Origin of the sequence: Escherichia sp. B1147, assembly GCF_001660175.1 — a bacterium.
GTDB classification, from domain to species: domain Bacteria; phylum Pseudomonadota; class Gammaproteobacteria; order Enterobacterales; family Enterobacteriaceae; genus Escherichia; species Escherichia whittamii.
Map to the genome: position 1 here is coordinate 1 of NZ_LFHY01000010.1, position 20,370 is coordinate 20,370.

Annotated in this window: 19 protein-coding genes and 3 tRNA genes; 10 read left to right on the top strand and 12 right to left on the bottom strand. The window is 52.9% G+C overall.

Going from position 1 to position 20,370, the window contains the following annotated elements:
- Window positions 1-124: 124 nt before the first annotated feature.
- From A9180_RS08930 to pncC, 8 genes are all read right to left on the bottom strand, one after another.
- Window positions 125-201, bottom strand: a tRNA-Arg gene (locus A9180_RS08930).
- Between the two features lie 64 nt (window positions 202-265).
- Window positions 266-342 (bottom strand) — tRNA-Arg (locus A9180_RS08935).
- A 3-nt stretch (window positions 343-345) separates the two neighbouring features.
- Window positions 346-438: transfer RNA gene (locus tag A9180_RS08940), tRNA-Ser, on the bottom strand.
- A gap of 315 nt (window positions 439-753) precedes the next feature.
- Entirely contained in the window at window positions 754-939 is a 186-nt protein-coding gene (gene csrA, locus A9180_RS08945) for a carbon storage regulator CsrA (RefSeq protein ID WP_000906486.1), read from the bottom strand.
- A gap of 234 nt (window positions 940-1,173) precedes the next feature.
- Window positions 1,174-3,804 (bottom strand): alanine--tRNA ligase, encoded by a 2,631-nt coding sequence (alaS, locus tag A9180_RS08950; RefSeq protein WP_064528039.1) that lies wholly within the window; start codon window positions 3,802-3,804, stop codon window positions 1,174-1,176.
- Window positions 3,805-3,933: 129 nt separating this feature from the next.
- Window positions 3,934-4,434 (bottom strand): recombination regulator RecX, encoded by a 501-nt coding sequence (gene recX / locus A9180_RS08960; protein WP_064528041.1) that lies wholly within the window; start codon window positions 4,432-4,434, stop codon window positions 3,934-3,936.
- Window positions 4,435-4,501: 67 nt separating this feature from the next.
- Window positions 4,502-5,563 (bottom strand): recombinase RecA, encoded by a 1,062-nt coding sequence (recA, locus tag A9180_RS08965; RefSeq protein ID WP_000963153.1) that lies wholly within the window; start codon window positions 5,561-5,563, stop codon window positions 4,502-4,504.
- A gap of 79 nt (window positions 5,564-5,642) precedes the next feature.
- Window positions 5,643-6,140, bottom strand: coding sequence for a nicotinamide-nucleotide amidase (gene pncC / locus A9180_RS08970; protein ID WP_064528043.1), 498 nt, complete (start codon window positions 6,138-6,140; stop codon window positions 5,643-5,645).
- 181 nt (window positions 6,141-6,321) lie between these two features.
- Here pncC and A9180_RS08975 point away from each other — a divergent pair, with 181 nt between their 5' ends.
- A complete protein-coding gene (locus A9180_RS08975; protein ID WP_064528045.1) occupies window positions 6,322-6,561 on the top strand; it encodes a hypothetical protein in 240 nt (79 codons plus the stop codon).
- A gap of 41 nt (window positions 6,562-6,602) precedes the next feature.
- Here A9180_RS08975 and mltB read toward each other — a convergent pair whose 3' ends face one another.
- A complete protein-coding gene (gene mltB, locus A9180_RS08980; protein WP_064528047.1) occupies window positions 6,603-7,688 on the bottom strand; it encodes a lytic murein transglycosylase B in 1,086 nt (361 codons plus the stop codon).
- 255 nt (window positions 7,689-7,943) lie between these two features.
- Between mltB and srlA the strand changes: the two genes are divergently transcribed.
- The 7 genes from srlA to gutQ all read left to right on the top strand — a co-directional run bounded on the left by srlA (window position 7,944) and on the right by gutQ (window position 12,891).
- Window positions 7,944-8,507: a PTS glucitol/sorbitol transporter subunit IIC gene (gene srlA / locus A9180_RS08985; protein WP_000573324.1), complete on the top strand. Its 564-nt coding sequence runs from the start codon at window positions 7,944-7,946 to the stop codon at window positions 8,505-8,507.
- Window positions 8,504-9,463 (top strand): PTS glucitol/sorbitol transporter subunit IIB, encoded by a 960-nt coding sequence (gene srlE, locus A9180_RS08990; protein WP_064528048.1) that lies wholly within the window; start codon window positions 8,504-8,506, stop codon window positions 9,461-9,463. The genes srlA and srlE overlap by 4 nt, the downstream gene beginning before the upstream one ends.
- Before the next feature lie 10 nt (window positions 9,464-9,473).
- Window positions 9,474-9,845 (top strand): PTS glucitol/sorbitol transporter subunit IIA, encoded by a 372-nt coding sequence (srlB, locus tag A9180_RS08995; protein WP_064528050.1) that lies wholly within the window; start codon window positions 9,474-9,476, stop codon window positions 9,843-9,845.
- A gap of 3 nt (window positions 9,846-9,848) precedes the next feature.
- The gene (gene srlD / locus A9180_RS09000) at window positions 9,849-10,628 is read left to right on the top strand and encodes a sorbitol-6-phosphate dehydrogenase (protein ID WP_064528052.1); all 780 of its coding nucleotides are present in this window, start codon (window positions 9,849-9,851) and stop codon (window positions 10,626-10,628) included.
- Window positions 10,629-10,733: 105 nt separating this feature from the next.
- On the top strand, window positions 10,734-11,093 hold the full coding sequence (gene gutM / locus A9180_RS09005; protein WP_064528054.1) for a transcriptional regulator GutM: 360 nt from the start codon (window positions 10,734-10,736) through the stop codon (window positions 11,091-11,093).
- Between the two features lie 66 nt (window positions 11,094-11,159).
- Complete coding sequence (gene srlR / locus A9180_RS09010) at window positions 11,160-11,933, top strand: glucitol operon DNA-binding transcriptional repressor SrlR (protein ID WP_064528056.1); 774 nt, start codon at window positions 11,160-11,162, stop codon at window positions 11,931-11,933.
- Window positions 11,926-12,891, top strand: coding sequence for an arabinose-5-phosphate isomerase GutQ (gene gutQ / locus A9180_RS09015; protein ID WP_064528058.1), 966 nt, complete (start codon window positions 11,926-11,928; stop codon window positions 12,889-12,891). Before srlR ends, gutQ begins: the two co-directional genes overlap by 8 nt.
- Here gutQ and norR read toward each other — a convergent pair.
- A complete protein-coding gene (gene norR / locus A9180_RS09020; RefSeq protein WP_064528060.1) occupies window positions 12,888-14,402 on the bottom strand; it encodes a nitric oxide reductase transcriptional regulator NorR in 1,515 nt (504 codons plus the stop codon). The genes gutQ and norR overlap by 4 nt on opposite strands.
- Before the next feature lie 186 nt (window positions 14,403-14,588).
- On the opposite strand from norR, the gene norV reads away from it, so the two are divergent.
- Window positions 14,589-16,028: an anaerobic nitric oxide reductase flavorubredoxin gene (gene norV, locus A9180_RS09025; RefSeq protein WP_064528062.1), complete on the top strand. Its 1,440-nt coding sequence runs from the start codon at window positions 14,589-14,591 to the stop codon at window positions 16,026-16,028.
- On the top strand, window positions 16,025-17,158 hold the full coding sequence (norW, locus tag A9180_RS09030; protein WP_064528064.1) for an NADH:flavorubredoxin reductase NorW: 1,134 nt from the start codon (window positions 16,025-16,027) through the stop codon (window positions 17,156-17,158). The genes norV and norW overlap by 4 nt, the downstream gene beginning before the upstream one ends.
- Window positions 17,159-17,286: 128 nt before the next feature.
- Here the strand turns inward: norW and hypF are convergent, their stop codons facing one another.
- Window positions 17,287-19,539, bottom strand: a complete 2,253-nt coding sequence (hypF, locus tag A9180_RS09035) for a carbamoyltransferase HypF (protein WP_064528066.1) — start codon at window positions 19,537-19,539, stop codon at window positions 17,287-17,289.
- A 152-nt stretch (window positions 19,540-19,691) separates the two neighbouring features.
- The gene (hydN, locus tag A9180_RS09040) at window positions 19,692-20,219 is read right to left on the bottom strand and encodes an electron transport protein HydN (protein WP_001078777.1); all 528 of its coding nucleotides are present in this window, start codon (window positions 20,217-20,219) and stop codon (window positions 19,692-19,694) included.
- Window positions 20,220-20,370 lie beyond the last annotated feature (151 nt).

Consider the following 20,370-nt stretch of genomic DNA (forward strand, 5'->3'; position numbering starts at 1 on the left):
GGAGGATGACTCGCCTTGCGGCTCGCCCTTCGGGCCGTTGCTAAAGCAACGTTATCCTCCCTGGTGCTTGCGGTTAGTACCGCCACCTCTTCGACACCTTCATCGCTGAAGATTACGGAGAATATGGTGCATCCGGGAGGATTCGAACCTCCGACCGCTCGGTTCGTAGCCGAGTACTCTATCCAGCTGAGCTACGGATGCATCGGGAAACTTACTTTACTGCAGATTTTTTGATACCGCTACTAAAGCCGTATCAAGTAAGAGATGGTGCATCCGGGAGGATTCGAACCTCCGACCGCTCGGTTCGTAGCCGAGTACTCTATCCAGCTGAGCTACGGATGCAAATGGCGGTGAGGCGGGGATTCGAACCCCGGATGCAGCTTTTGACCGCATACTCCCTTAGCAGGGGAGCGCCTTCAGCCTCTCGGCCACCTCACCACACGCCTCTTACGAGTGCTTCGAAGAACTTGTTTATCGCTCATCGTCGCTGCGTGGCGCACATATTACTTTCTGAGACTTATAAGTCAAACAATTTTTCCCACACTTTTATCGTTTGCACACTTCGCGCTCAATTAGTCTGTAAAAACGTCAAAAAGAGTGTTTTATCAACAGAAAAACAGGCCTCTGACAGGTAGCAGTGATAGATAAAAATGGTGGCAAAAGTTAAATGAACGGGAGTAACGCGAAAAGAAAATGAAACGAAGGAGAAATTTTGAGGGTGCGTCTCACCGTTAAAGATGAGACGCGGAAAGATTAGTAACTGGACTGCTGGGATTTTTCAGCCTGGATACGCTGGTAGATCTCTTCACGGTGAACAGAAACTTCCTTCGGGGCGTTTACGCCAATACGTACCTGGTTGCCCTTTACCCCTAAAACTGTCACGGTGACCTCATCCCCAATCATGAGGGTCTCACCAACTCGACGAGTCAGAATCAGCATTCTTTGCTCCTTGAAAGATTAAAAGAGTCGGGTCTCTCTGTATCCCGGCATTATCCATCATATAACGCCAAAAAGTAAGCAATGACAAACACATTACATCTAAGCAGTCATGGCATTACATTCTGTTAAACCTAAGTTTAGCCGATATACACAACTTCAACCTGACTTTATCGTTGTCGATAGCGTCGATGCGAATGCCGTGAAGCAAGTCCACGGCATTGCCTGACGCTTATATTATTGCAATTTCGCGCTGACCCAGCCTTTCACACTGGCTAACGCTGCAGGTAAGGCCGCAGCATCCGTACCACCGGCTTGCGCCATGTCAGGACGTCCACCACCCTTGCCGCCCACCTGCTGAGCGACCATACCAATCAGTTCCCCTGCTTTCACGCGATCTGTGACATCCTTAGATACGCCTGCAATCAGAGAAACCTTACCTTCGGCTACCGTTGCCAGCACGATAATTGTCGACCCCAGCTGATTTTTTAAATCGTCAACCATGGTGCGCAACATTTTCGGCTCAACACCGCTAAGCTCACTAACCAACAGCTTAACACCATTAACATCAATTGCCTTACTGGAAAGATTCGCACTCTCCTGTGCAGCAGCCTGTTCTTTAAGCTGTTGTAACTCTTTTTCCAGCTGACGCGTACGTTCCAGTACTGAACGTACTTTATCAGCCAGATTATTGCTATCACCTTTCAGCAGATGCGCAACTTCACTTAAGCGATCGCTGTCTGCATGAACGGTGGCAATAGCGCCTTCTCCGGTTACCGCTTCAATACGGCGAACACCTGCAGCAGTACCCGATTCAGAAATGATACGGAACAGACCAATATCACCGGTGCGGCTAGCATGAGTACCACCACAAAGCTCAGTGGAGAAATCACCCATGCTCAACACGCGTACACGTTCATCATACTTCTCGCCGAACAGCGCCATCGCACCTTTCGCTTTCGCCGCTTCGAGATCCATGATGTTGGTTTCGATAGGCAAGTTACGACGAATCTGCGCGTTGACCAGATCTTCGACAGCACGAATCTCTTCTGGTTTCATCGCTTCGTTATGCGAGAAGTCAAAACGCAGCACCTTGTCATTAACCAGTGAACCTTTCTGGGAAACATGAGTACCCAGAACCTGACGCAGCGCAGCGTGCATCAGGTGCGTTGCGGAGTGATTCAGACGAATACGCGCGCGACGTGCTTCATCTACATCCGCCTGTACCGCGTCGCCCACTTTCAGAGAACCCGCAGCAAGTTTACCGATGTGACCAATCGCCTGGCCGTATTTCTGCGTATCTTCCACCGCAAAGGAGAAGTTAGCGCCTTTCAGTTCGCCTTTATCGCCAACCTGACCGCCGGATTCTGCATAGAATGGCGTTTGATCCAGCACGACAACCGCTTCCTGGCCTGCATTAATGGCATCAACAGCTTTACCATCAACAAACAGCGCAGTCACTTTGCCGTTCAGTTCCAGATGGTCATAACCTTTAAATTCAGATGCACTGTCAACACGGATCATCGCGTTGTAATCGGCACCAAAGCCGCTGGCTTCGCGTGCGCGACGACGCTGTTCTTCCATTGCTGCTTCAAAACCAGCTTCGTCAACTTTGATGTTGCGCTCACGACAAACATCAGCCGTCAGGTCAACCGGGAAGCCATAGGTGTCGTACAGACGGAAAGCAGTTTCACCATCCAGCGTATCACCAGAAAGTTTCGCCAGTTCTTCGTCCAGCAGCGCCAGACCACGCTCCAGTGTACGAGCAAACTGCTCTTCTTCGGTTTTCAGCACCTGCTCAACCTGCGCCTGTTGGCGTTTCAGGTCTTCACCCGCAGAGCCCATGACCTCGATCAGCGGACCAACCAGTTTGTAGAAGAAGGTTTCTTTCGCGCCCAGCATATTGCCGTGACGCACCGCGCGACGAATGATACGACGCAGTACATAACCACGGTTTTCGTTGGACGGCATTACGCCATCCGCTACCAGGAACGCACAAGAACGAATGTGGTCAGCGATTACGCGCAGTGATTTGTTGCTCAGATCGGTCGCGCCGGTGACTTTCGCTACCGCCTGGATCAGCGTGCGGAACAGGTCGATGTCATAGTTAGAGTTAACGTGTTGCAGCACCGCAGCAATACGCTCCAGACCCATACCGGTATCTACAGACGGTTTCGGCAGCGGTTCCATCGTGCCATCGGCCTGGCGGTTGAACTGCATGAAGACGATGTTCCAGATCTCAATGTAGCGGTCGCCGTCTTCTTCCGGACTTCCCGGAGGGCCACCCCAAATGTGGTCGCCGTGATCGTAGAAGATTTCGGTGCACGGGCCGCACGGACCAGTGTCACCCATCTGCCAGAAGTTGTCAGATGCGTATGGCGCGCCTTTGTTATCGCCGATGCGAATAATACGTTCGCGCGGGATGCCGACTTCTTTTTCCCAGATTTCGTAGGCTTCGTCGTCGCTTTCATAGACGGTAACCCACAGACGCTCTTTCGGCAGGGCAAACCATTTTTCGCTGGTCAGCAGTTCCCATGCAAACTGAATGGCATCGTGTTTGAAATAGTCGCCGAAGCTGAAGTTGCCCAGCATTTCGAAGAAGGTATGGTGACGCGCGGTGTAACCGACGTTTTCCAGGTCGTTGTGTTTACCACCCGCACGCACGCAGCGTTGGGAAGTGGTAGCGCGGGAATAATTACGCTTGTCGAGCCCAAGGAACACATCCTTGAACTGGTTCATCCCGGCGTTGGTAAACAACAAAGTTGGGTCGTTATGGGGTACCAGGGAGCTGCTGGCAACTACCTGATGTCCCTTACTATGGAAAAAGTCGAGAAACGCCTGACGGATCTCAGCGGTGCTCTTGCTCATAATTATCCTGAAATCAAGCTAACGAAATATCGCCACCAGCCGTCGCGTGTCGTTAACCGCCCGGCTGGTAACTGAAAAAGTGGGAATAAGATAAGTTTTCTTGACTGGGAAGTAAAATACCGTATGCGTTCAGTCGGCAAAATTTCGCCAAATCTCCTGGATATCTTCCATCAGATAGCCACGATAGAGCAGAAAACGCTGGATCTTAACTTTTTCCGAAAAGACCGTTGGTAACGGTTCGCCATATTTTCGCGTCGCCTGGTCGCGCGCCAGCGAGCACCAGTCGATATCACATTCACACATCGCTTTTTCTGTCGCTTCGCGGGAAATACCTTTCTGGTTCAGCTCCTGACGAATACGCGCCGGACCATATCCTTTGCGGCTGCGGCTGGCAATAAAGCGCGCAACAAATCGGCTGTCATCGAGATAGCCGTTTTCATGGCACCAGGCAATAACGCGATCGTAATCTTCTGCCGTGGCATCAATCTCTTCCGGACCATTTTTACCCATAATCGGTGCCGAGAGTTTACGTCGCAGTTCTTGCTCACTGTGATCGCGTACCGCCAGTATGCGTACCGCACGATCCAACAGGCGAGCATATGCCGGGCGACGGGACGTTGATTCTGTCATGGCATATCCTTACAACTTAAAAAGCAAAAGGGCCGCAGATGCGACCCTTGTGTATCAAACAAGACGATTAAAAATCTTCGTTAGTTTCTGCTACGCCTTCGCTGTCATCTACAGAGAAATCTGGCGTTGAGTTCGGGTTGCTCAACAGCAACTCACGTACTTTCTTCTCAATCTCTTTCGCAGTTTCCGGGTTGTCTTTCAACCATGCAGTCGCATTCGCTTTACCCTGGCCGATCTTCTCACCTTTGTAGCTGTACCACGCGCCTGCTTTCTCGATCAGCTTCTCTTTCACGCCCAGGTCAACCAGCTCGCCGTAGAAGTTGATGCCTTCACCGTAGAGGATCTGGAATTCAGCCTGTTTAAACGGCGCTGCAATTTTGTTCTTCACCACTTTCACGCGGGTTTCGCTACCCACTACGTTTTCGCCCTCTTTCACCGCACCGATACGGCGGATGTCGAGACGAACAGAGGCGTAGAATTTCAGCGCGTTACCACCGGTAGTGGTTTCCGGGTTACCGAACATCACACCAATTTTCATACGGATCTGGTTGATGAAGATCAGCAGCGTGTTGGACTGCTTCAGGTTACCCGCCAGCTTACGCATCGCCTGGCTCATCATACGTGCCGCAAGGCCCATATGAGAGTCGCCGATTTCGCCTTCGATTTCCGCTTTTGGCGTCAGTGCCGCCACGGAGTCAACGACGATAACGTCTACTGCGCCAGAGCGTGCCAGGGCGTCACAGATTTCCAGTGCCTGCTCGCCGGTGTCCGGCTGGGAGCACAGCAGGTTGTCGATATCGACACCCAGTTTACGTGCATAGACTGGGTCCAGCGCGTGTTCAGCATCGATAAACGCACAGGTTTTACCTTCGCGCTGGGCAGCGGCAATCACCTGTAGTGTCAGCGTGGTTTTACCGGAAGATTCCGGTCCGTAGATTTCGACGATACGGCCCATCGGCAGACCACCTGCCCCGAGCGCGATATCCAGTGAAAGCGAACCAGTAGAGATAGTTTCTACATCCATGGAACGGTCTTCACCCAGGCGCATGATGGAGCCTTTACCAAATTGTTTCTCAATCTGGCCCAGTGCTGCCGCCAACGCTTTCTGTTTGTTTTCGTCGATAGCCATTTTTACTCCTGTCATGCCGGGTAATACCGGATAGTCAATATGTTCTGTTGAAGCAATTATACTGTATAGTCATACAGTATCAAGTGTTTTGTAGAAATTGTTGCCACAGCGTATTTAAGGCATAAGCCGTCGCCTTCCGACGCACGGCATCGCGGTCACCGCTAAAGCATTCCCAGCGGGTAATGCCTTCACCGCTGGCAGAGGCAAAAGCAAACCAGACGGTGCCGACAGGCTTCTCTTCACTGCCGCCATCCGGCCCGGCGATACCGCTGATAGACACGGCATAGTCAGCACGAGCTGCTTTCAGTGCGCCTATCGCCATTTCCACCACGACAGGTTCACTCACCGCGCCATGCTGCGCCAGCGTCTCTTCGCGCACGCCGATCATCTGCGCTTTGGCTTCGTTACTGTAGGTGACAAATCCACGTTCAAACCAGGCGGAACTGCCGGCAATATCGGTAATCACTTTCGCTACCCAACCGCCGGTACAAGACTCAGCGGTTGTTACGGTCGCGCCACGGGATTTCAGCGCCTGCCCTACCTGCTCGCTTAACTGCATCAGTTCACTGTCAGTCATCACAACCTCTGTCAGTCAAAAATTTATGCCGGACAAGATAGCACTTTCCCGCAGAAGATGGGGACGAGCGACTCATTTTACGAGTCGCATTCCGAAATAAGACTGTTACGACCAACCGGTAAAGAAAAAAGGCTACCATGCCGCGTTCACATTGATATGTATTCACAAGGAGAGGAAAGCAATGGCAACAAAGAAAACGGATACCCCCCCTCAAAACGTGCTCAAACAGACCACGCAAATGCGTATGTGGGTCACCATTGGCGGTGTCAGCGCCCTGGTTTCAGTGGTATGTAAGATTTTATCTTCTGGCTATCTTGAACCTTTCGATTTTGGCCAGGCTGCGTTAGGCGTTGTCTGCCTGGGATATGCGATTTCGCTGTCGAAAAAAATCAAGCAATTACGTCATTCGAATAAACAGTAAGATAACAGAGGGAGGAGATTTAACCTCCCTCTTGCAAATTGTTACTGTACGCGCGCCAGCGCTACGGCTTGTCCTAACTGCCAGACCGCCATTGCGTAATGGGTGCTGTGGTTATAACGGGTAATGGTGTAGAAGTTCGGCAGACCGTACCAGTACTGATACCCCGTCCCAACATCCAGACGCAGTAAGCTGGCCTGCTGATGATTGCCCAGCGACTGTTGTGGCGTCAGACCTGCCGCTGCAAGTTGTGAAATGCTGTACTTGGTTTTGAAACCATTTGGCAAACCCGGAGCCTGACCGTTTGCCATTACAGCGACCTGATCGCCTTTCACCCAGCCGTGCGCTTTGAAATAGTTCGCCACACTACCGATGGCATCAACCGGATCCCACAGGTTGATATGCCCGTCGCCGCTGAAATCCACGGCGTATTGTTTGTAAGACGACGGCATAAACTGACCGTAGCCCATTGCACCGGCAAAGGAACCTTTCAGATTGAACGGATCGTCCTGCTCATCGCGCGCCATTAGCAGGAAGGTTTCCAGCTCACCAGAGAAATATTCCGCGCGGCGTGGGTAGTTAAATGACAGAGTCGCCAGCGCATCGAGGATACGGGTTTTACCCATCACGCGTCCCCAGCGGGTTTCAACGCCGATGATCCCAACAATAATTTCTGGCGGTACGCCATACACCTGCCACGCGCGATTCAGTGCATCTTCATACTGGTTCCAGAAAACCACGCCGTTCTGCACGTTATCCGGAGTAATAAATTTTTTACGATAACGCAGCCATGCGCCGTTCGGGCCAGATGGCGGCTTCACCGATGTGGTTGGTGCCTGGTTATCCATCAGCCGCAGTACCGAATCCAGACGTTTCGCCTGGGAGAGGATTTCCTGCAACTGCTGACGATCGAAGCCGTGTTTTTTCACCATTTTGTCGATGAACTGCTGCGCATTCGGGTTGTTAGCGAAGTCACCGCCCATCTGCATCACATTGTGCTGCGGCTCAAGCAGGAAGCCGCCAGACGGCGTTCCGGTGGTCGTTTCAGTCTCGGTAGGTTTTGGCTTGCTGCTACAGGCGGCAAGCAACACAAAAAGGGGAAGCAATGTTACATAACGACGCTTGAACATGAGGAGTCCATTTAACAGATTCAACCAGGGGCAAGTATGGTAAAGCATCCCACCCCGCACAAGGAAGCGGTAGTCACTGCCTGATACAGACTTTACATAACACAAATCACCTTCATCACCATCCCTTTAGCTAAACTTTCAAATTAAAATATTTATCTTTCATTTTGCGATCAAAATAACACTTTTAAATCTTTCGATCTGATTAGATTGGTTTGCTGTTTGGTAATGAAACAATAAATTTCAAAGGAGAGAACAATGATAGAAACCATTACTCATGGCGCAGAGTGGTTCATCGGGCTGTTCCAGAAAGGTGGAGAGGTGTTTACCGGGATGGTGACCGGCATTCTTCCACTGTTGATAAGCCTGCTGGTTATCATGAACGCATTGATTAATTTTATCGGTCAGCATCGTATTGAACGATTTGCTCAACGTTGCGCTGGTAATCCTGTTTCCCGTTACCTGCTATTGCCGTGTATTGGCACATTTGTTTTTTGTAACCCGATGACTTTAAGCCTGGGTCGTTTTATGCCAGAAAAGTACAAACCCAGCTATTACGCGGCGGCCTCTTATAGCTGCCACTCAATGAATGGCCTCTTCCCCCACATCAACCCCGGCGAATTGTTTGTTTATCTTGGAATTGCCAGCGGTCTGACGACACTGAATCTGCCACTTGGCCCACTGGCAGTAAGCTATCTGCTGGTTGGGCTGGTCACTAACTTCTTCCGTGGGTGGGTGACCGATCTGACCACCGCCATTTTCGAGAAAAAGATGGGCATTCAACTTGAACAGAAAGTTCGCCTGGCAGGAGCAACATCATGACACGTATTCGGATCGAAAAAGGGACGGGTGGCTGGGGCGGCCCACTTGAACTGGACGCCACTCCGGGGAAAAAAATCGTCTATATCACCGCCGGTACACGTCCTGCGATTGTCGACAAACTGGCGCAGCTTACTGGCTGGCAGGCTATCGACGGATTTAAAGAAGGTGAACCCGCAGAAGCGGAAATCGGCGTTGCGGTAATCGACTGCGGCGGCACACTGCGCTGCGGCATCTATCCCAAACGGCGTATTCCCACCATCAATATCCACTCGACGGGCAAGTCTGGCCCGCTGGCGCAGTACATCGTGGAAGATATTTATGTCTCTGGCGTGAAAGAAGAAAATATCACAGTGGTGGGTGCTGCAACGCCACAACCGTCTTCCGTGGGCCGTGACTACGACACCAGCAAGAAAATTACCGAACAGAGCGATGGTTTACTGGCAAAGGTGGGAATGGGCATGGGGTCTGCCGTTGCCGTGTTGTTCCAGTCCGGACGCGACACCATCGACACCGTATTAAAAACCATTCTGCCGTTTATGGCGTTTGTCTCGGCGCTTATCGGCATCATTATGGCCTCCGGTCTTGGAGACTGGATTGCCCACGGTCTTGCTCCGCTGGCCAGTCATCCTCTGGGGCTGGTGATGCTAGCGCTTATCTGCTCCTTCCCGCTGCTTTCACCTTTTCTCGGCCCTGGTGCCGTTATCGCGCAGGTTATCGGTGTATTGATTGGTGTGCAGATTGGCCTCGGCAATATTCCGCCGCATCTGGCTTTACCGGCGCTGTTTGCCATTAACGCGCAAGCCGCCTGCGACTTTATCCCGGTCGGTTTGTCGCTGGCGGAAGCCCGTCAGGATACGGTTCGCGTCGGTGTCCCTTCTGTACTGGTGAGCCGCTTTCTGACCGGCGCGCCTACTGTCCTGATCGCCTGGTTTGTCTCCGGTTTTATCTATCAATAGAGGCTGAAACATGACCGTTATTTATCAGACCACCATCACCTGTATCGGCGCGAGCGCCACTGACGCCCTCAGCGACCAGATGCTCATCACCTTTCGTGAAGGCGCGCCTGCGGATCTCGAAGAGTATTGCTTCATTCATTGCCACGGCGAGTTGAAAGGTGCGCTCCATCCCGGTTTGCAATTTTCTCTCGGACAGCATCGCTATCCGGTGACCGCCGTTGGCAGCGTGGCGGAAGACAATCTTCGCGAGCTGGGTCATGTCACCCTGCGCTTCGATGGTTTAAGCGAAGCGGAATTTCCGGGCACTGTCCATGTGGCAGGCCAAGTACCCGACGATATCGCGCCGGGATCGGTTTTGAAGTTTGAATCTGTTAAGGAGTAAAAAATGAATCAGGTTGCCGTTGTCATCGGTGGTGGGCAAACCTTAGGCGCGTTCCTGTGCCACGGTCTGGCTGCCGAGGGGTATCGCGTGGCGGTTGTCGATATTCAAAGCGACAAAGCTGCAAATGTGGCGCAAGAAATTAACACCGAACATGGTGAAGGAACAGCGTACGGTTTTGGTGCTGACGCCACCAGCGAGCAGAGCGTTCTGGCGCTCTCTCGTGGGGTAGATGAAATCTTTGGTCGCGTGGATTTACTGGTCTACAGCGCCGGAATTGCAAAAGCAGCCTTTATCAGCGATTTCCAGCTTGGGGATTTTGACCGCTCGCTACAGGTGAATCTGGTGGGCTATTTCCTGTGTGCGCGTGAATTTTCGCGTTTGATGATCCGCGACGGTATTAAGGGACGCATTATTCAGATCAACTCAAAATCCGGCAAAGTGGGCAGCAAACACAACTCTGGTTATAGCGCCGCGAAATTTGGCGGTGTCGGTCTTACTCAGTCGCTAGCATTGGATCTGGCGGAATACGGCATTACGGTTCATTCACTGATGCTCGGTAACCTGCTGAAATCGCCGATGTTCCAGTCTTTGCTACCGCAATACGCGACCAAGCTGGGTATCAAACCGAATGAAGTCGAGCAGTATTACATCGATAAAGTGCCGCTCAAACGTGGCTGCGATTATCAGGACGTGCTGAATATGCTGCTGTTCTATGCCAGTCCTAAGGCGTCGTACTGCACTGGACAATCGATTAATGTCACTGGCGGTCAGGTGATGTTTTGATCAACAGCGGAGATCCTTAAAGGATCTCCGCGCGACTAATAAAATGCCTGATGCGCTACGCTTATCAGGCCTACAGGACTTCCTCCACGACATTAAGGAGAAGTTATGGTATCAGCTCTCATCACCGTCGCCGTTATCGCCTGGTGTGCGCAACTGGCCTTAGGCGGCTGGCAAATTTCTCGTTTTAATCGAGCCTTCGACGCGCTCTGCCAGCAAGGGCGCGTTGGCGTGGGACGTTCCAGCGGGCGCTTTAAACCGCGGGTCGTGGTCGCCATTGCACTGGACGATCAGCAGCGCATCGTCGATACCTTGTTTATGAAAGGACTGACCGTTTTCGCCCGACCGCAAAAAATTCCCACAATTACGGGTATGCATCAGGGTGATTTACGACCTGATGTGATCTTTCCCCATGATCCACTATCACAGAATGCTCTATCATTGGCGCTTAAACTGAAACGTGGATAATTTCGTTGTGAATGTTACTTGCTTGCGAAGTTATCATTTTGAAACCTAAATCAGGTAATCACACCCATGAAACCTCGTCAGCGTCAAGCCGCCATTCTGGAGTACCTGCAAAAGCAGGGGAAATGCTCGGTTGAAGAATTGGCGCAATACTTTGACACCACAGGCACAACCATTCGCAAAGATCTGGTCATTCTGGAACATGCCGGAACCGTCATTCGTACTTATGGCGGCGTGGTGTTGAATAAAGAGGAATCCGATCCGCCTATCGATCATAAAACTCTTATCAACACCCACAAGAAAGCGCTGATTGCAGAAGCTGCCGTCAGTTTTATTCATGATGGCGACTCGATCATTCTTGATGCTGGCAGCACCGTGTTGCAGATGGTCCCCATGCTATCGCGCTTTAATAACATCACGGTGATGACCAACAGTTTGCATATCGTTAATGCGCTATCCGAACTGGATAACGAACAAACCATCCTGATGCCAGGCGGAACATTTCGCAAAAAATCGGCCTCATTTCACGGGCAACTGGCGGAAAATGCCTTCGAGCATTTCACCTTCGACAAATTATTCATGGGTACTGACGGCATCGATCTGAATGCGGGCGTAACCACCTTCAACGAGGTTTTTACCGTCAGTAAGGCGATGTGTAATGCCGCGCGTGAAGTCATTTTGATGGCTGACTCATCGAAGTTTGGTCGTAAAAGCCCCAACGTGGTTTGCAGTCTTGAAAGTGTCGATAAGCTGATTACCGACGCAGGTATCGATCCCGCGTTTCGTCAGGCGCTGGAAGATAAAGGGATCGACGTGATCATAACCGGAGAAAGCAATGAGTGAAGCACTACTGAACGCGGGACGCCAGACGTTAACGCTGGAGTTGCAGGAAGCAAGCCGTTTACCGGAACGTCTGGGCGATGATTTTGTTCGCGCCGCCAATATCATCCTGCACTGCGAAGGCAAAGTGGTGGTTTCCGGAATTGGCAAATCGGGCCACATTGGTAAGAAAATCGCCGCAACGCTTGCCAGCACCGGCACACCGGCTTTTTTTGTCCATCCGGCAGAAGCACTGCACGGCGATCTGGGGATGATTGAAAGCCGCGATGTGATGCTGTTTATCTCTTACTCCGGTGGCGCGAAGGAACTGGATCTGATTATTCCGCGTCTGGAAGATAAATCTATCGCGCTGCTGGCAATGACCGGTAAACCGACGTCACCGCTGGGCCTGGCAGCGAAAGCGATACTGGATATTTCCGTAGAACGCGAAGCCTGTCCGATGCACCTTGCGCCGACCTCCAGCACCGTCAATACCCTGATGATGGGCGACGCGCTGGCGATGGCAGTCATGCAGGCGCGCGGTTTTAATGAAGAAGATTTTGCCCGTTCACATCCAGCCGGAGCGCTGGGCGCTCGCTTGCTGAATAAAGTGCATCATCTGATGCGCCGTGATGACGCTATCCCGCAGGTGGCGTTAACCGCCAGCGTAATGGACGCGATGCTGGAACTCAGCCGTACCGGATTAGGACTTGTGGCGGTGTGCGATGATCAACAGCAGGTGAAAGGCGTCTTTACCGACGGCGATTTACGTCGCTGGCTGGTTGTCGGCGGCGCCCTCACCACGCCAGTTAATGAAGCGATGACGGCAGGCGGCACCACATTACAGGCGCAAAGCCGCGCCATCGACGCCAAAGAAGTTCTGATGAAGCGCAAAATCACCGCCGCCCCGGTGGTGGACGAAAACGGCAAACTCACCGGCGCGATTAACCTGCAGGATTTCTATCAGGCCGGGATTATTTAATCCTTCAATCCCAGACGTTTCGCCAGCCGATGCAGGTTGGCGACGTCAGTTTCCAGCATCCGCGCACAGGCAGCCCAGTTGTGATTATTTTGTGCCAGTGCCTGGCGAATGGTTTCACGCTGGAACTCTTCTGTCGCTTCACGCAGGTTTTGCTTAACGACGGGCATTGTCGTCACTTCTGCCGGCGGTAACGTCACCTCAGGAAAAGCAAAATGTTGCGCCTCAAGAATCACTTCATCGCCGCTGCGGGTCGCTCTCGCCAGTACTACCGCCCGATGAATAGCATGTTCCAGTTCGCGCACGTTTCCCGGAAAACTGTAGTGTTGCAGTAAATTTCTCGCCCCGGAACTTAATACCACGCGGGAAAGCCCCAGCCGCAGACGGCACTGCTCACAGAAATACCCCGCCAGCAGAATGACGTCATCGCCCCGCTCACGCAGAGGCGGCACCGAAAGCGGAAACACGCTCAGGCGATGGAACAAGTCGGCGCGAAATCGCCCTGCCAGCACCTCTTCGCGCAAGTCGCGATTAGTCGCCGCCAACACGCGCACATCGACCCGCAAACTGCGGTCATCGCCAACGCGCTGAATATCGCCATACTGCAACACCCGCAGCAGCTTGGCCTGCAATGCCAGAGACAGCTCGCCAATCTCATCCAGAAATAGCGTGCCGTTATCCGCCATTTCAAACTTCCCACTGCGGTTACTGATAGCGCCAGTAAACGCCCCTTTTACATGCCCGAACAACTCACTTTCCGCGACACTTTCCGGCAGTGCTGCACAATTGAGATAGACCAGCGGATTCACCGCCCGCGGCGAGGCTTCATGAATCGCTTTCGCCACCAGCTCCTTACCCGTTCCCGTCTCACCGCTGATTAAGACGTTGAGATCGGACGCCGCCACAATCTCAATCTCTTTTTTCAGTTGCGTCATGCCAGGCGACAGACCGATCATCTGCGTCTGTTTCACCGCTTCAAACGGCGCGACATCCCCTGGCAGCATATTCTGGCTTTCCAGTTGTTCAATCAGCAACGCATTGCTTAACGCCCCCGCCGCCAGCGCGGCAATCAGCCGTAACTCTTCATCGCTGAAAACATCGAACTGATCGGGCTGCATCCCGTCGAGCGTCAGTGCGCCGATCAGGTTTTGTCCGGCAAACAACGGCAGGCCAACACAGGCGTGAACTTTCAGACTCTCCTGCCCGGGAATCAAACCGTCATAGGGATCGGGCAATTCACTGTCTGCGGGAAAACGCACCACATCACCCGCGCGGGCAATCGCTTCCAGCCGTGGATGTCCTTCCAGCGCAAAACGTCTGCCGAGTACATCCTTCGCCAGCCCGTCGATGGCAAGCGGAATAAACTGCCGCGAATCGTAACGTAGCAGCGCGGACGCATCACACTCCAGCACCTGACGCAGCGTGGTGATCAGGCGCTGAAAACGATCCTGATGACCAATCCCACGCTGCAATTCGATGGCGATATTCGCCAGCACATCAACGGAAAAACTCATCTTTGCCTCACTGTCAATTTGACTATAGATATTGTCATATCGACCATTTGATGGATAGTCATTTTGACTACTCATTAATGAGCATAAATAAATTTATATAGCAAAAACAATCAGATAAAAAACTGGCACGCAATCTGCAATTAACAAGACATCTTTTTAGAACACGCTGAATAAATTGAGGTTGCTATGTCTATTGTGGTGAAAAATAACATTCATTGGGTGGGTCAACGTGACTGGGAAGTGCGTGATTTTCACGGCACGGAATATAAAACGCTGCGCGGCAGCAGCTACAACAGCTACCTCATTCGTGAAGAAAAAAATGTACTTATCGACACCGTTGACCATAAATTCAGCCGCGAATTTGTGCAGAACCTGCGTAATGAAATCGATCTGGCGGATATCGATTACATCGTGATTAACCATGCTGAAGAGGATCACGCCGGGGCGCTGACCGAACTGATGGCGCAAATTCCGGATACACCGATCTACTGCACGGCAAACGCCATCGACTCAATAAATGGTCATCACCATCATCCGGAGTGGAATTTCAACGTGGTGAAAACCGGCGACACGCTGGATATCGGTAACGGCAAACAGCTCATTTTTGTCGAAACGCCAATGCTGCACTGGCCGGACAGTATGATGACTTACCTGACGGGCGACGCGGTGCTGTTCAGTAACGATGCCTTCGGTCAGCACTACTGCGACGAGCATCTGTTCAACGATGAAGTGGATCAGACGGAGCTTTTCGAGCAGTGCCAGCGTTACTACGCCAATATCCTGACGCCGTTCAGCCGCCTGGTGACACCGAAAATCAACGAGATTCTGGGCTTTAATTTGCCGGTCGATATGATTGCCACCTCTCACGGTGTGGTGTGGCGCGATAACCCGACGCAAATTGTCGAGCTGTACCTGAAATGGGCGGCGGATTATCAGGAAGACAGAATCACCATTTTCTACGACACCATGTCGAATAACACCCGCATGATGGCTGATGCTATCGCCCAGGGGATTGCGGAAACCGACCCACGCGTAGCGGTGAAAATTTTCAACGTCGCCCGAAGCGATAAAAACGAAATTCTGACCAATGTCTTCCGCTCAAAAGGCGTGCTGGTCGGCACTTCGACGATGAATAACGTGATGATGCCGAAAATCGCTGGGCTGGTGGAGGAGATGACTGGGTTGCGCTTCCGTAACAAACGCGCCAGTGCTTTCGGCTCTCATGGCTGGAGCGGCGGTGCGGTGGATCGTCTTTCCACGCGCTTGCAGGATGCAGGTTTCGAAATGTCACTTAGCCTGAAAGCCAAATGGCGACCGGACCAGGACGCACTGGAGTTATGCCGTGAACACGGTCGCGAAATCGCCCGTCAGTGGGCGCTCGCGCCGCTGCCGCAGAACACGGTGAATACGGTGGTTAAAGAAGAAACCTGTGCCACCACAACGGCTGACCTCGGCCCACGGATGCAGTGCAGCGTCTGCCAGTGGATTTACGATCCGGCAAAAGGCGAGCCAATGCAGGACGTTGCGCCAGGAACGCCGTGGAGTGAAGTCCCGGATAACTTCCTCTGCCCTGAATGTTCCCTCGGCAAAGACGTCTTTGACGAACTGGCATCGGAGGCAAAATGAGCAACGGCATTGTGATCATTGGTTCGGGCTTCGCCGCCCGCCAACTGGTGAAAAATATTCGCAAACAGGACGCCAGTATTCCATTAACCCTGATTGCCGCCGATAGCATGGATGAGTACAACAAACCTGACCTCAGCCATGTTATCAGTCAGGGGCAACGTGCCGACGACCTTACCCGCCAGACGGCGGGAGAATTTGCCGAACAGTTTAATCTGCGCCTGTTTCCGCAAACCTGGGTGACGGATATCGATGCCGAAGCCCATGTGGTGAAAAGCCAGAATAATCAGTGGCAATACGAAAAATTAGTGCTGGCAACCGGTGCCAGCGCCTTTGTCCCGCCAGTGCCTGGGCGTGAGTTAATGCTTACTTTAAACAGTCAGCAAGAGTATCGCGCCTGTGAAACGCAACTGCGGGATGCCCGACGCGTGTTGATTGTCGGCGGTGGTTTGATTGGTAGCGAACTGGCGATGGATTTTTGTCGGGCAGGCAAAGCGGTAACGCTAATCGACAACGCTGCAAGTATTCTGGCGTCGTTAATGCCACCGGAAGTAAGCAGTCGCTTACAGCATCGGTTGACAGAGATGGGTGTCCATCTGCTGCTGAAATCTCAGTTGCTGGGGCTGGAAAAAACGGATTCTGGCATTCAGGCAAGGCTGGACCGTCAGCGTACCATCGAAGTGGATGCGGTAATTGCCGCCACCGGACTACGCCCGGAAACCGCGCTGGCACGACGCGCCGGGCTGACGATTAATCGCGGCGTTTGCGTCGATAGCTATCTGCAAACCAGTAATGCCGATATTTACGCGCTGGGCGATTGCGCAGAGATTAACGGTCAGGTGCTGCCGTTCCTGCAGCCAATTCAACTTAGCGCAATGGTGCTGGCAAAAAATCTTCTTGGCAACAACACGCCGCTGAAACTTCCGGCGATGCTGGTAAAAATCAAAACGCCGGAATTACCGCTGCATCTGGCAGGGGAAACCCAGCGTCGGGATTTGCGCTGGCAGATTTGTACTGAAAGCCAGGGGATGGTGGCGCGCGGCGTTGACGATGCCGACCAGCTTCGTGCCTTTGTGGTCAGTGAGGATCGGATGAAAGAGGCGTTTGGATTGTTGAAAACGTTGCCAGTGTAGGCGGGCTACTGTACCTAAAATGTCGGATGCGACGCTGGCGCGTCTTATCCGACCTACGGGGAGCGCATGTGTTGGCCGGATAAGGCGTTTACGCCGCATCCGGCAATGGTGTCCAAATGCAACAGGTTTTATCCGTTCTGGACTTCGCCCGCTAACCAACGCGCCGCAGCAATCACCCCCTGCCCCAGAGACAACCCGCCATCACCCGCCGGTAAATTTTGCGGAAAGAGCAACGTGAAATCAGCGAGATAATGCGCCAGACGTGCACGCAGCAAACGGTTATGAATAACCCCACCACTAAATACCAGCGTAGTGATACCGCGCATCGTTGCCTGCTCACGCATCAACGCGGCAAAACCGTGCGCCAGCGCATCATGAAATACCCACGCTCGTTGATTAACCGGGGCCTGCCAGTTCAGCCACTGCTGCCAGAAGGTGGCGAGATCAAGTTGATTGTCCACCAGCGGCATCGTCACCGGATGCGTCACTCCGTGGCACGAGGCTGCGAGCGCCTCCAGAGCACAAGCCGCTTCGCCTTCATAACTTAACGTCGCTGGCGCACAGCCCAGCGCCGCCGCCACAGCGTCGAACAAACGCCCACACGATGACGCCAGCGGCGCGTTAATTCCACGCTCAATGGCCCGCGCCAGCACGCTCCAGTTTTGCTGTTGCACACTCGTCGTTTCGGGATAATTCTGCCACTCAGGCACAAAGCGCAGGCACTGTGCCAGCAGGTTTCGCCACGTCTGCTTTGCGGCAAGATCGCCACCAGCAAGCGCCACCGCAGGCAAGCCGCCCAGGTGCTCGCATTCACGATAGTTCACCCGCAGGCACTCGCCGCCCCACAACGCGCCGTTCTCCCCCATACCAATACCGTCGAGCGTCAAAGCAATGACATCACCGCCATCCAGCGGCCACTGATGCTCTGCCAGACATGCAGCTGCGTGGGCATGATGATGCAGCACCGTTTGCGTCGGCAGATTCATCTCGCGCGCCCACTGGCTGGAGACATAGCCCGGATGCGCGTCATGCACAACGTATTGCGGAGTGAAATCGTAGATGTTTTGCATCAGGCGTAACGCATCGCGCCACTGCATCTGGATGCCATCGTCACTTAAATCGCCCAGATGTTGACTCAACACCGCTTGTTCACCGCGCACCAGGCAGAAGGTATTTTTCAGATCCGCGCCGAGGCACAGCACAGGCGGAACATTTTTAAAGCCCGGAGGCAAAGCCAGCGCGTCCGGTACATACCCCCGCGAACGGCGCAGCATTTCGCCGCTTTCGCGCACCACCGAATCATCCATCCGCTGAACGATGTCACGGTTATGTATCAAGAATCCGTCGGCAATGCCCTGCAAATCGTCCAGCGCCTGTTCGTTGCTGATAGCCGGTGGTTTGCCGCTCAGGTTGCCGGAGGTCATCACCATCGGGCATTGCAACTCCTGTAACAGCAAATGCTGGAGCGGGTTTGCAGGCAACAACACCCCCACTTCGTTAAGGCCAGGGGCGATATCGTCACAAAGTGCAGGAACGTATTTTTTATCCACCAGCACAATCGGCGCGGCGGGCGTGGTGAGCAACTGGCGGACAGCGTCTGGTAAACCTTCTGCCGTTGGCAACATAACTGCCAGCGGTTTCGCCGGGCGATGTTTGCGCGCCCGAAGTGTCGCCACCGCGTTACTGTTACGCGCATCGCAGGCGAGATGAAATCCGCCAATTCCTTTGATGGCGACAATGTTGCCCGCTTTTAGCTGTGCGATAGCCGCCTGTAATGCCGCTTCTTGTTCGGCACGTTCGCCATGACTTACCCATTCAAGATGCGGACCACACTCCGGGCAGGCCACCGGCTGGGCGTGAAAGCGACGGTCGAGCGGGTCGCGATATTCTTTATCACAGGCCGGACACAGCGGAAACGCCGCCATCACGGTAAACGGGCGGTCGTAAGGCATCGCGCGAATAATAGTGAAACGCGGGCCGCAGTGGGTACAGTTGATAAACGGATAACGCCAGCGCCGCTCGCCCGGGGTATTCATTTCGGCAAGACACGCTGGACAAGTGGCGGCATCGGGAACAATTTGCGTATTCATGGCGCCGCCTGCGCTCTGGCGGATAGTGAACTCAGTGGGCAGTTGTGACCAGATAAACGGTTCACGCTCAACGCTATCGATACGTGCCAGCGGCGGACAATGCAGATGCAATTGCGCAAGAAACGTTTCCGGGTCTTCCAGCAGTCGGACTTCTACGCCATCGCCGTCATTACAGACATCTCCGTGAAGATTTAATTGCTGTGCCAGCTGCCAGACAAACGGACGAAAACCGACGCCCTGCACTTTGCCACGAATACGCAGTTGGACACCGCAAGAAGTGTTTTTTGCCATTGAGTTATTCCCGCCATCATGAATTGCGTAACCCGCCCTGCCGGACACGACCGCATCGCATCCGGCAGTCACAGGTCGGCGATATCGCCCACTCCGTATTCTACGAATATTTCCGGGAATTCCTTTGATGCCAGAACAGTTCTGTAAGATTTTTAGAACATCAGCGCTGTGCGGCGGCGTTTTTCTGCGCTCAACTGTTCAAGTTTATTACGATCGACACAAATCAGCGCATGGGTCGGGCAAGCCGCCATACACGCCGGGCCGTCTTCACGATGGTTACAGAGGTCGCATTTATTAGCTTCGGCTTTGTCAGCTCGTACGTTAAGTCCCGCGCCGCTGTTGCGAATCACCGGACGCACCACCACTTCCATCGCGCCATACGGGCAAGCCACAACGCAGGTTTTGCAACCAATGCAGCGTTCCTGCATCACATGAACAAACCCTTTATCACGGCTGATAGCACCATTCGGGCAGACGTTAGCGCACGGTGCATCTTCACACTGACGGCAGACTGTCGCCGTGGAAATGTTCACACCTTTAATGACATGGATACGCGGTAAAAAAGTTTCCGGGGTCAGCGATGCACAGTCCTGATTTTCCTGATGAGAAACCACGCACGCCACTTCACAGGTACGGCAACCAATACATTTACTCGCGTCAGCAATGATGAAACGGTTCATCAAATTCTCCAGCAATGACAGTTAATGCGCCGATACATACACAAATCATGCCAATTCTTAATTGACTGTTATTTAAGGAAATTAAATTCTGTGGTGCAGGAAAAACGATGTCATCGACACTAGTGACGATGACATGTGATGACAGTGTTTA

Coding starts and splice junctions, on each gene's coding strand:
- hydN (WP_001078777.1), bottom strand. CDS start 20,219: ATGAACCGTTTCATCATTGCTGACGCGAGTAAATGTATTGGTTGCCGT.
- A9180_RS08975 (WP_064528045.1), top strand. CDS start 6,322: ATGGCAACAAAGAAAACGGATACCCCCCCTCAAAACGTGCTCAAACAG.
- csrA (WP_000906486.1), bottom strand. CDS start 939: ATGCTGATTCTGACTCGTCGAGTTGGTGAGACCCTCATGATTGGGGAT.
- srlE (WP_064528048.1), top strand. CDS start 8,504: ATGACACGTATTCGGATCGAAAAAGGGACGGGTGGCTGGGGCGGCCCA.
- gutQ (WP_064528058.1), top strand. CDS start 11,926: ATGAGTGAAGCACTACTGAACGCGGGACGCCAGACGTTAACGCTGGAG.
- norW (WP_064528064.1), top strand. CDS start 16,025: ATGAGCAACGGCATTGTGATCATTGGTTCGGGCTTCGCCGCCCGCCAA.
- srlA (WP_000573324.1), top strand. CDS start 7,944: ATGATAGAAACCATTACTCATGGCGCAGAGTGGTTCATCGGGCTGTTC.
- pncC (WP_064528043.1), bottom strand. CDS start 6,140: ATGACTGACAGTGAACTGATGCAGTTAAGCGAGCAGGTAGGGCAGGCG.
- norV (WP_064528062.1), top strand. CDS start 14,589: ATGTCTATTGTGGTGAAAAATAACATTCATTGGGTGGGTCAACGTGAC.
- recA (WP_000963153.1), bottom strand. CDS start 5,563: ATGGCTATCGACGAAAACAAACAGAAAGCGTTGGCGGCAGCACTGGGC.
- gutM (WP_064528054.1), top strand. CDS start 10,734: ATGGTATCAGCTCTCATCACCGTCGCCGTTATCGCCTGGTGTGCGCAA.
- srlD (WP_064528052.1), top strand. CDS start 9,849: ATGAATCAGGTTGCCGTTGTCATCGGTGGTGGGCAAACCTTAGGCGCG.
- srlB (WP_064528050.1), top strand. CDS start 9,474: ATGACCGTTATTTATCAGACCACCATCACCTGTATCGGCGCGAGCGCC.
- hypF (WP_064528066.1), bottom strand. CDS start 19,539: ATGGCAAAAAACACTTCTTGCGGTGTCCAACTGCGTATTCGTGGCAAA.
- mltB (WP_064528047.1), bottom strand. CDS start 7,688: ATGTTCAAGCGTCGTTATGTAACATTGCTTCCCCTTTTTGTGTTGCTT.
- norR (WP_064528060.1), bottom strand. CDS start 14,402: ATGAGTTTTTCCGTTGATGTGCTGGCGAATATCGCCATCGAATTGCAG.
- srlR (WP_064528056.1), top strand. CDS start 11,160: ATGAAACCTCGTCAGCGTCAAGCCGCCATTCTGGAGTACCTGCAAAAG.
- recX (WP_064528041.1), bottom strand. CDS start 4,434: ATGACAGAATCAACGTCCCGTCGCCCGGCATATGCTCGCCTGTTGGAT.
- alaS (WP_064528039.1), bottom strand. CDS start 3,804: ATGAGCAAGAGCACCGCTGAGATCCGTCAGGCGTTTCTCGACTTTTTC.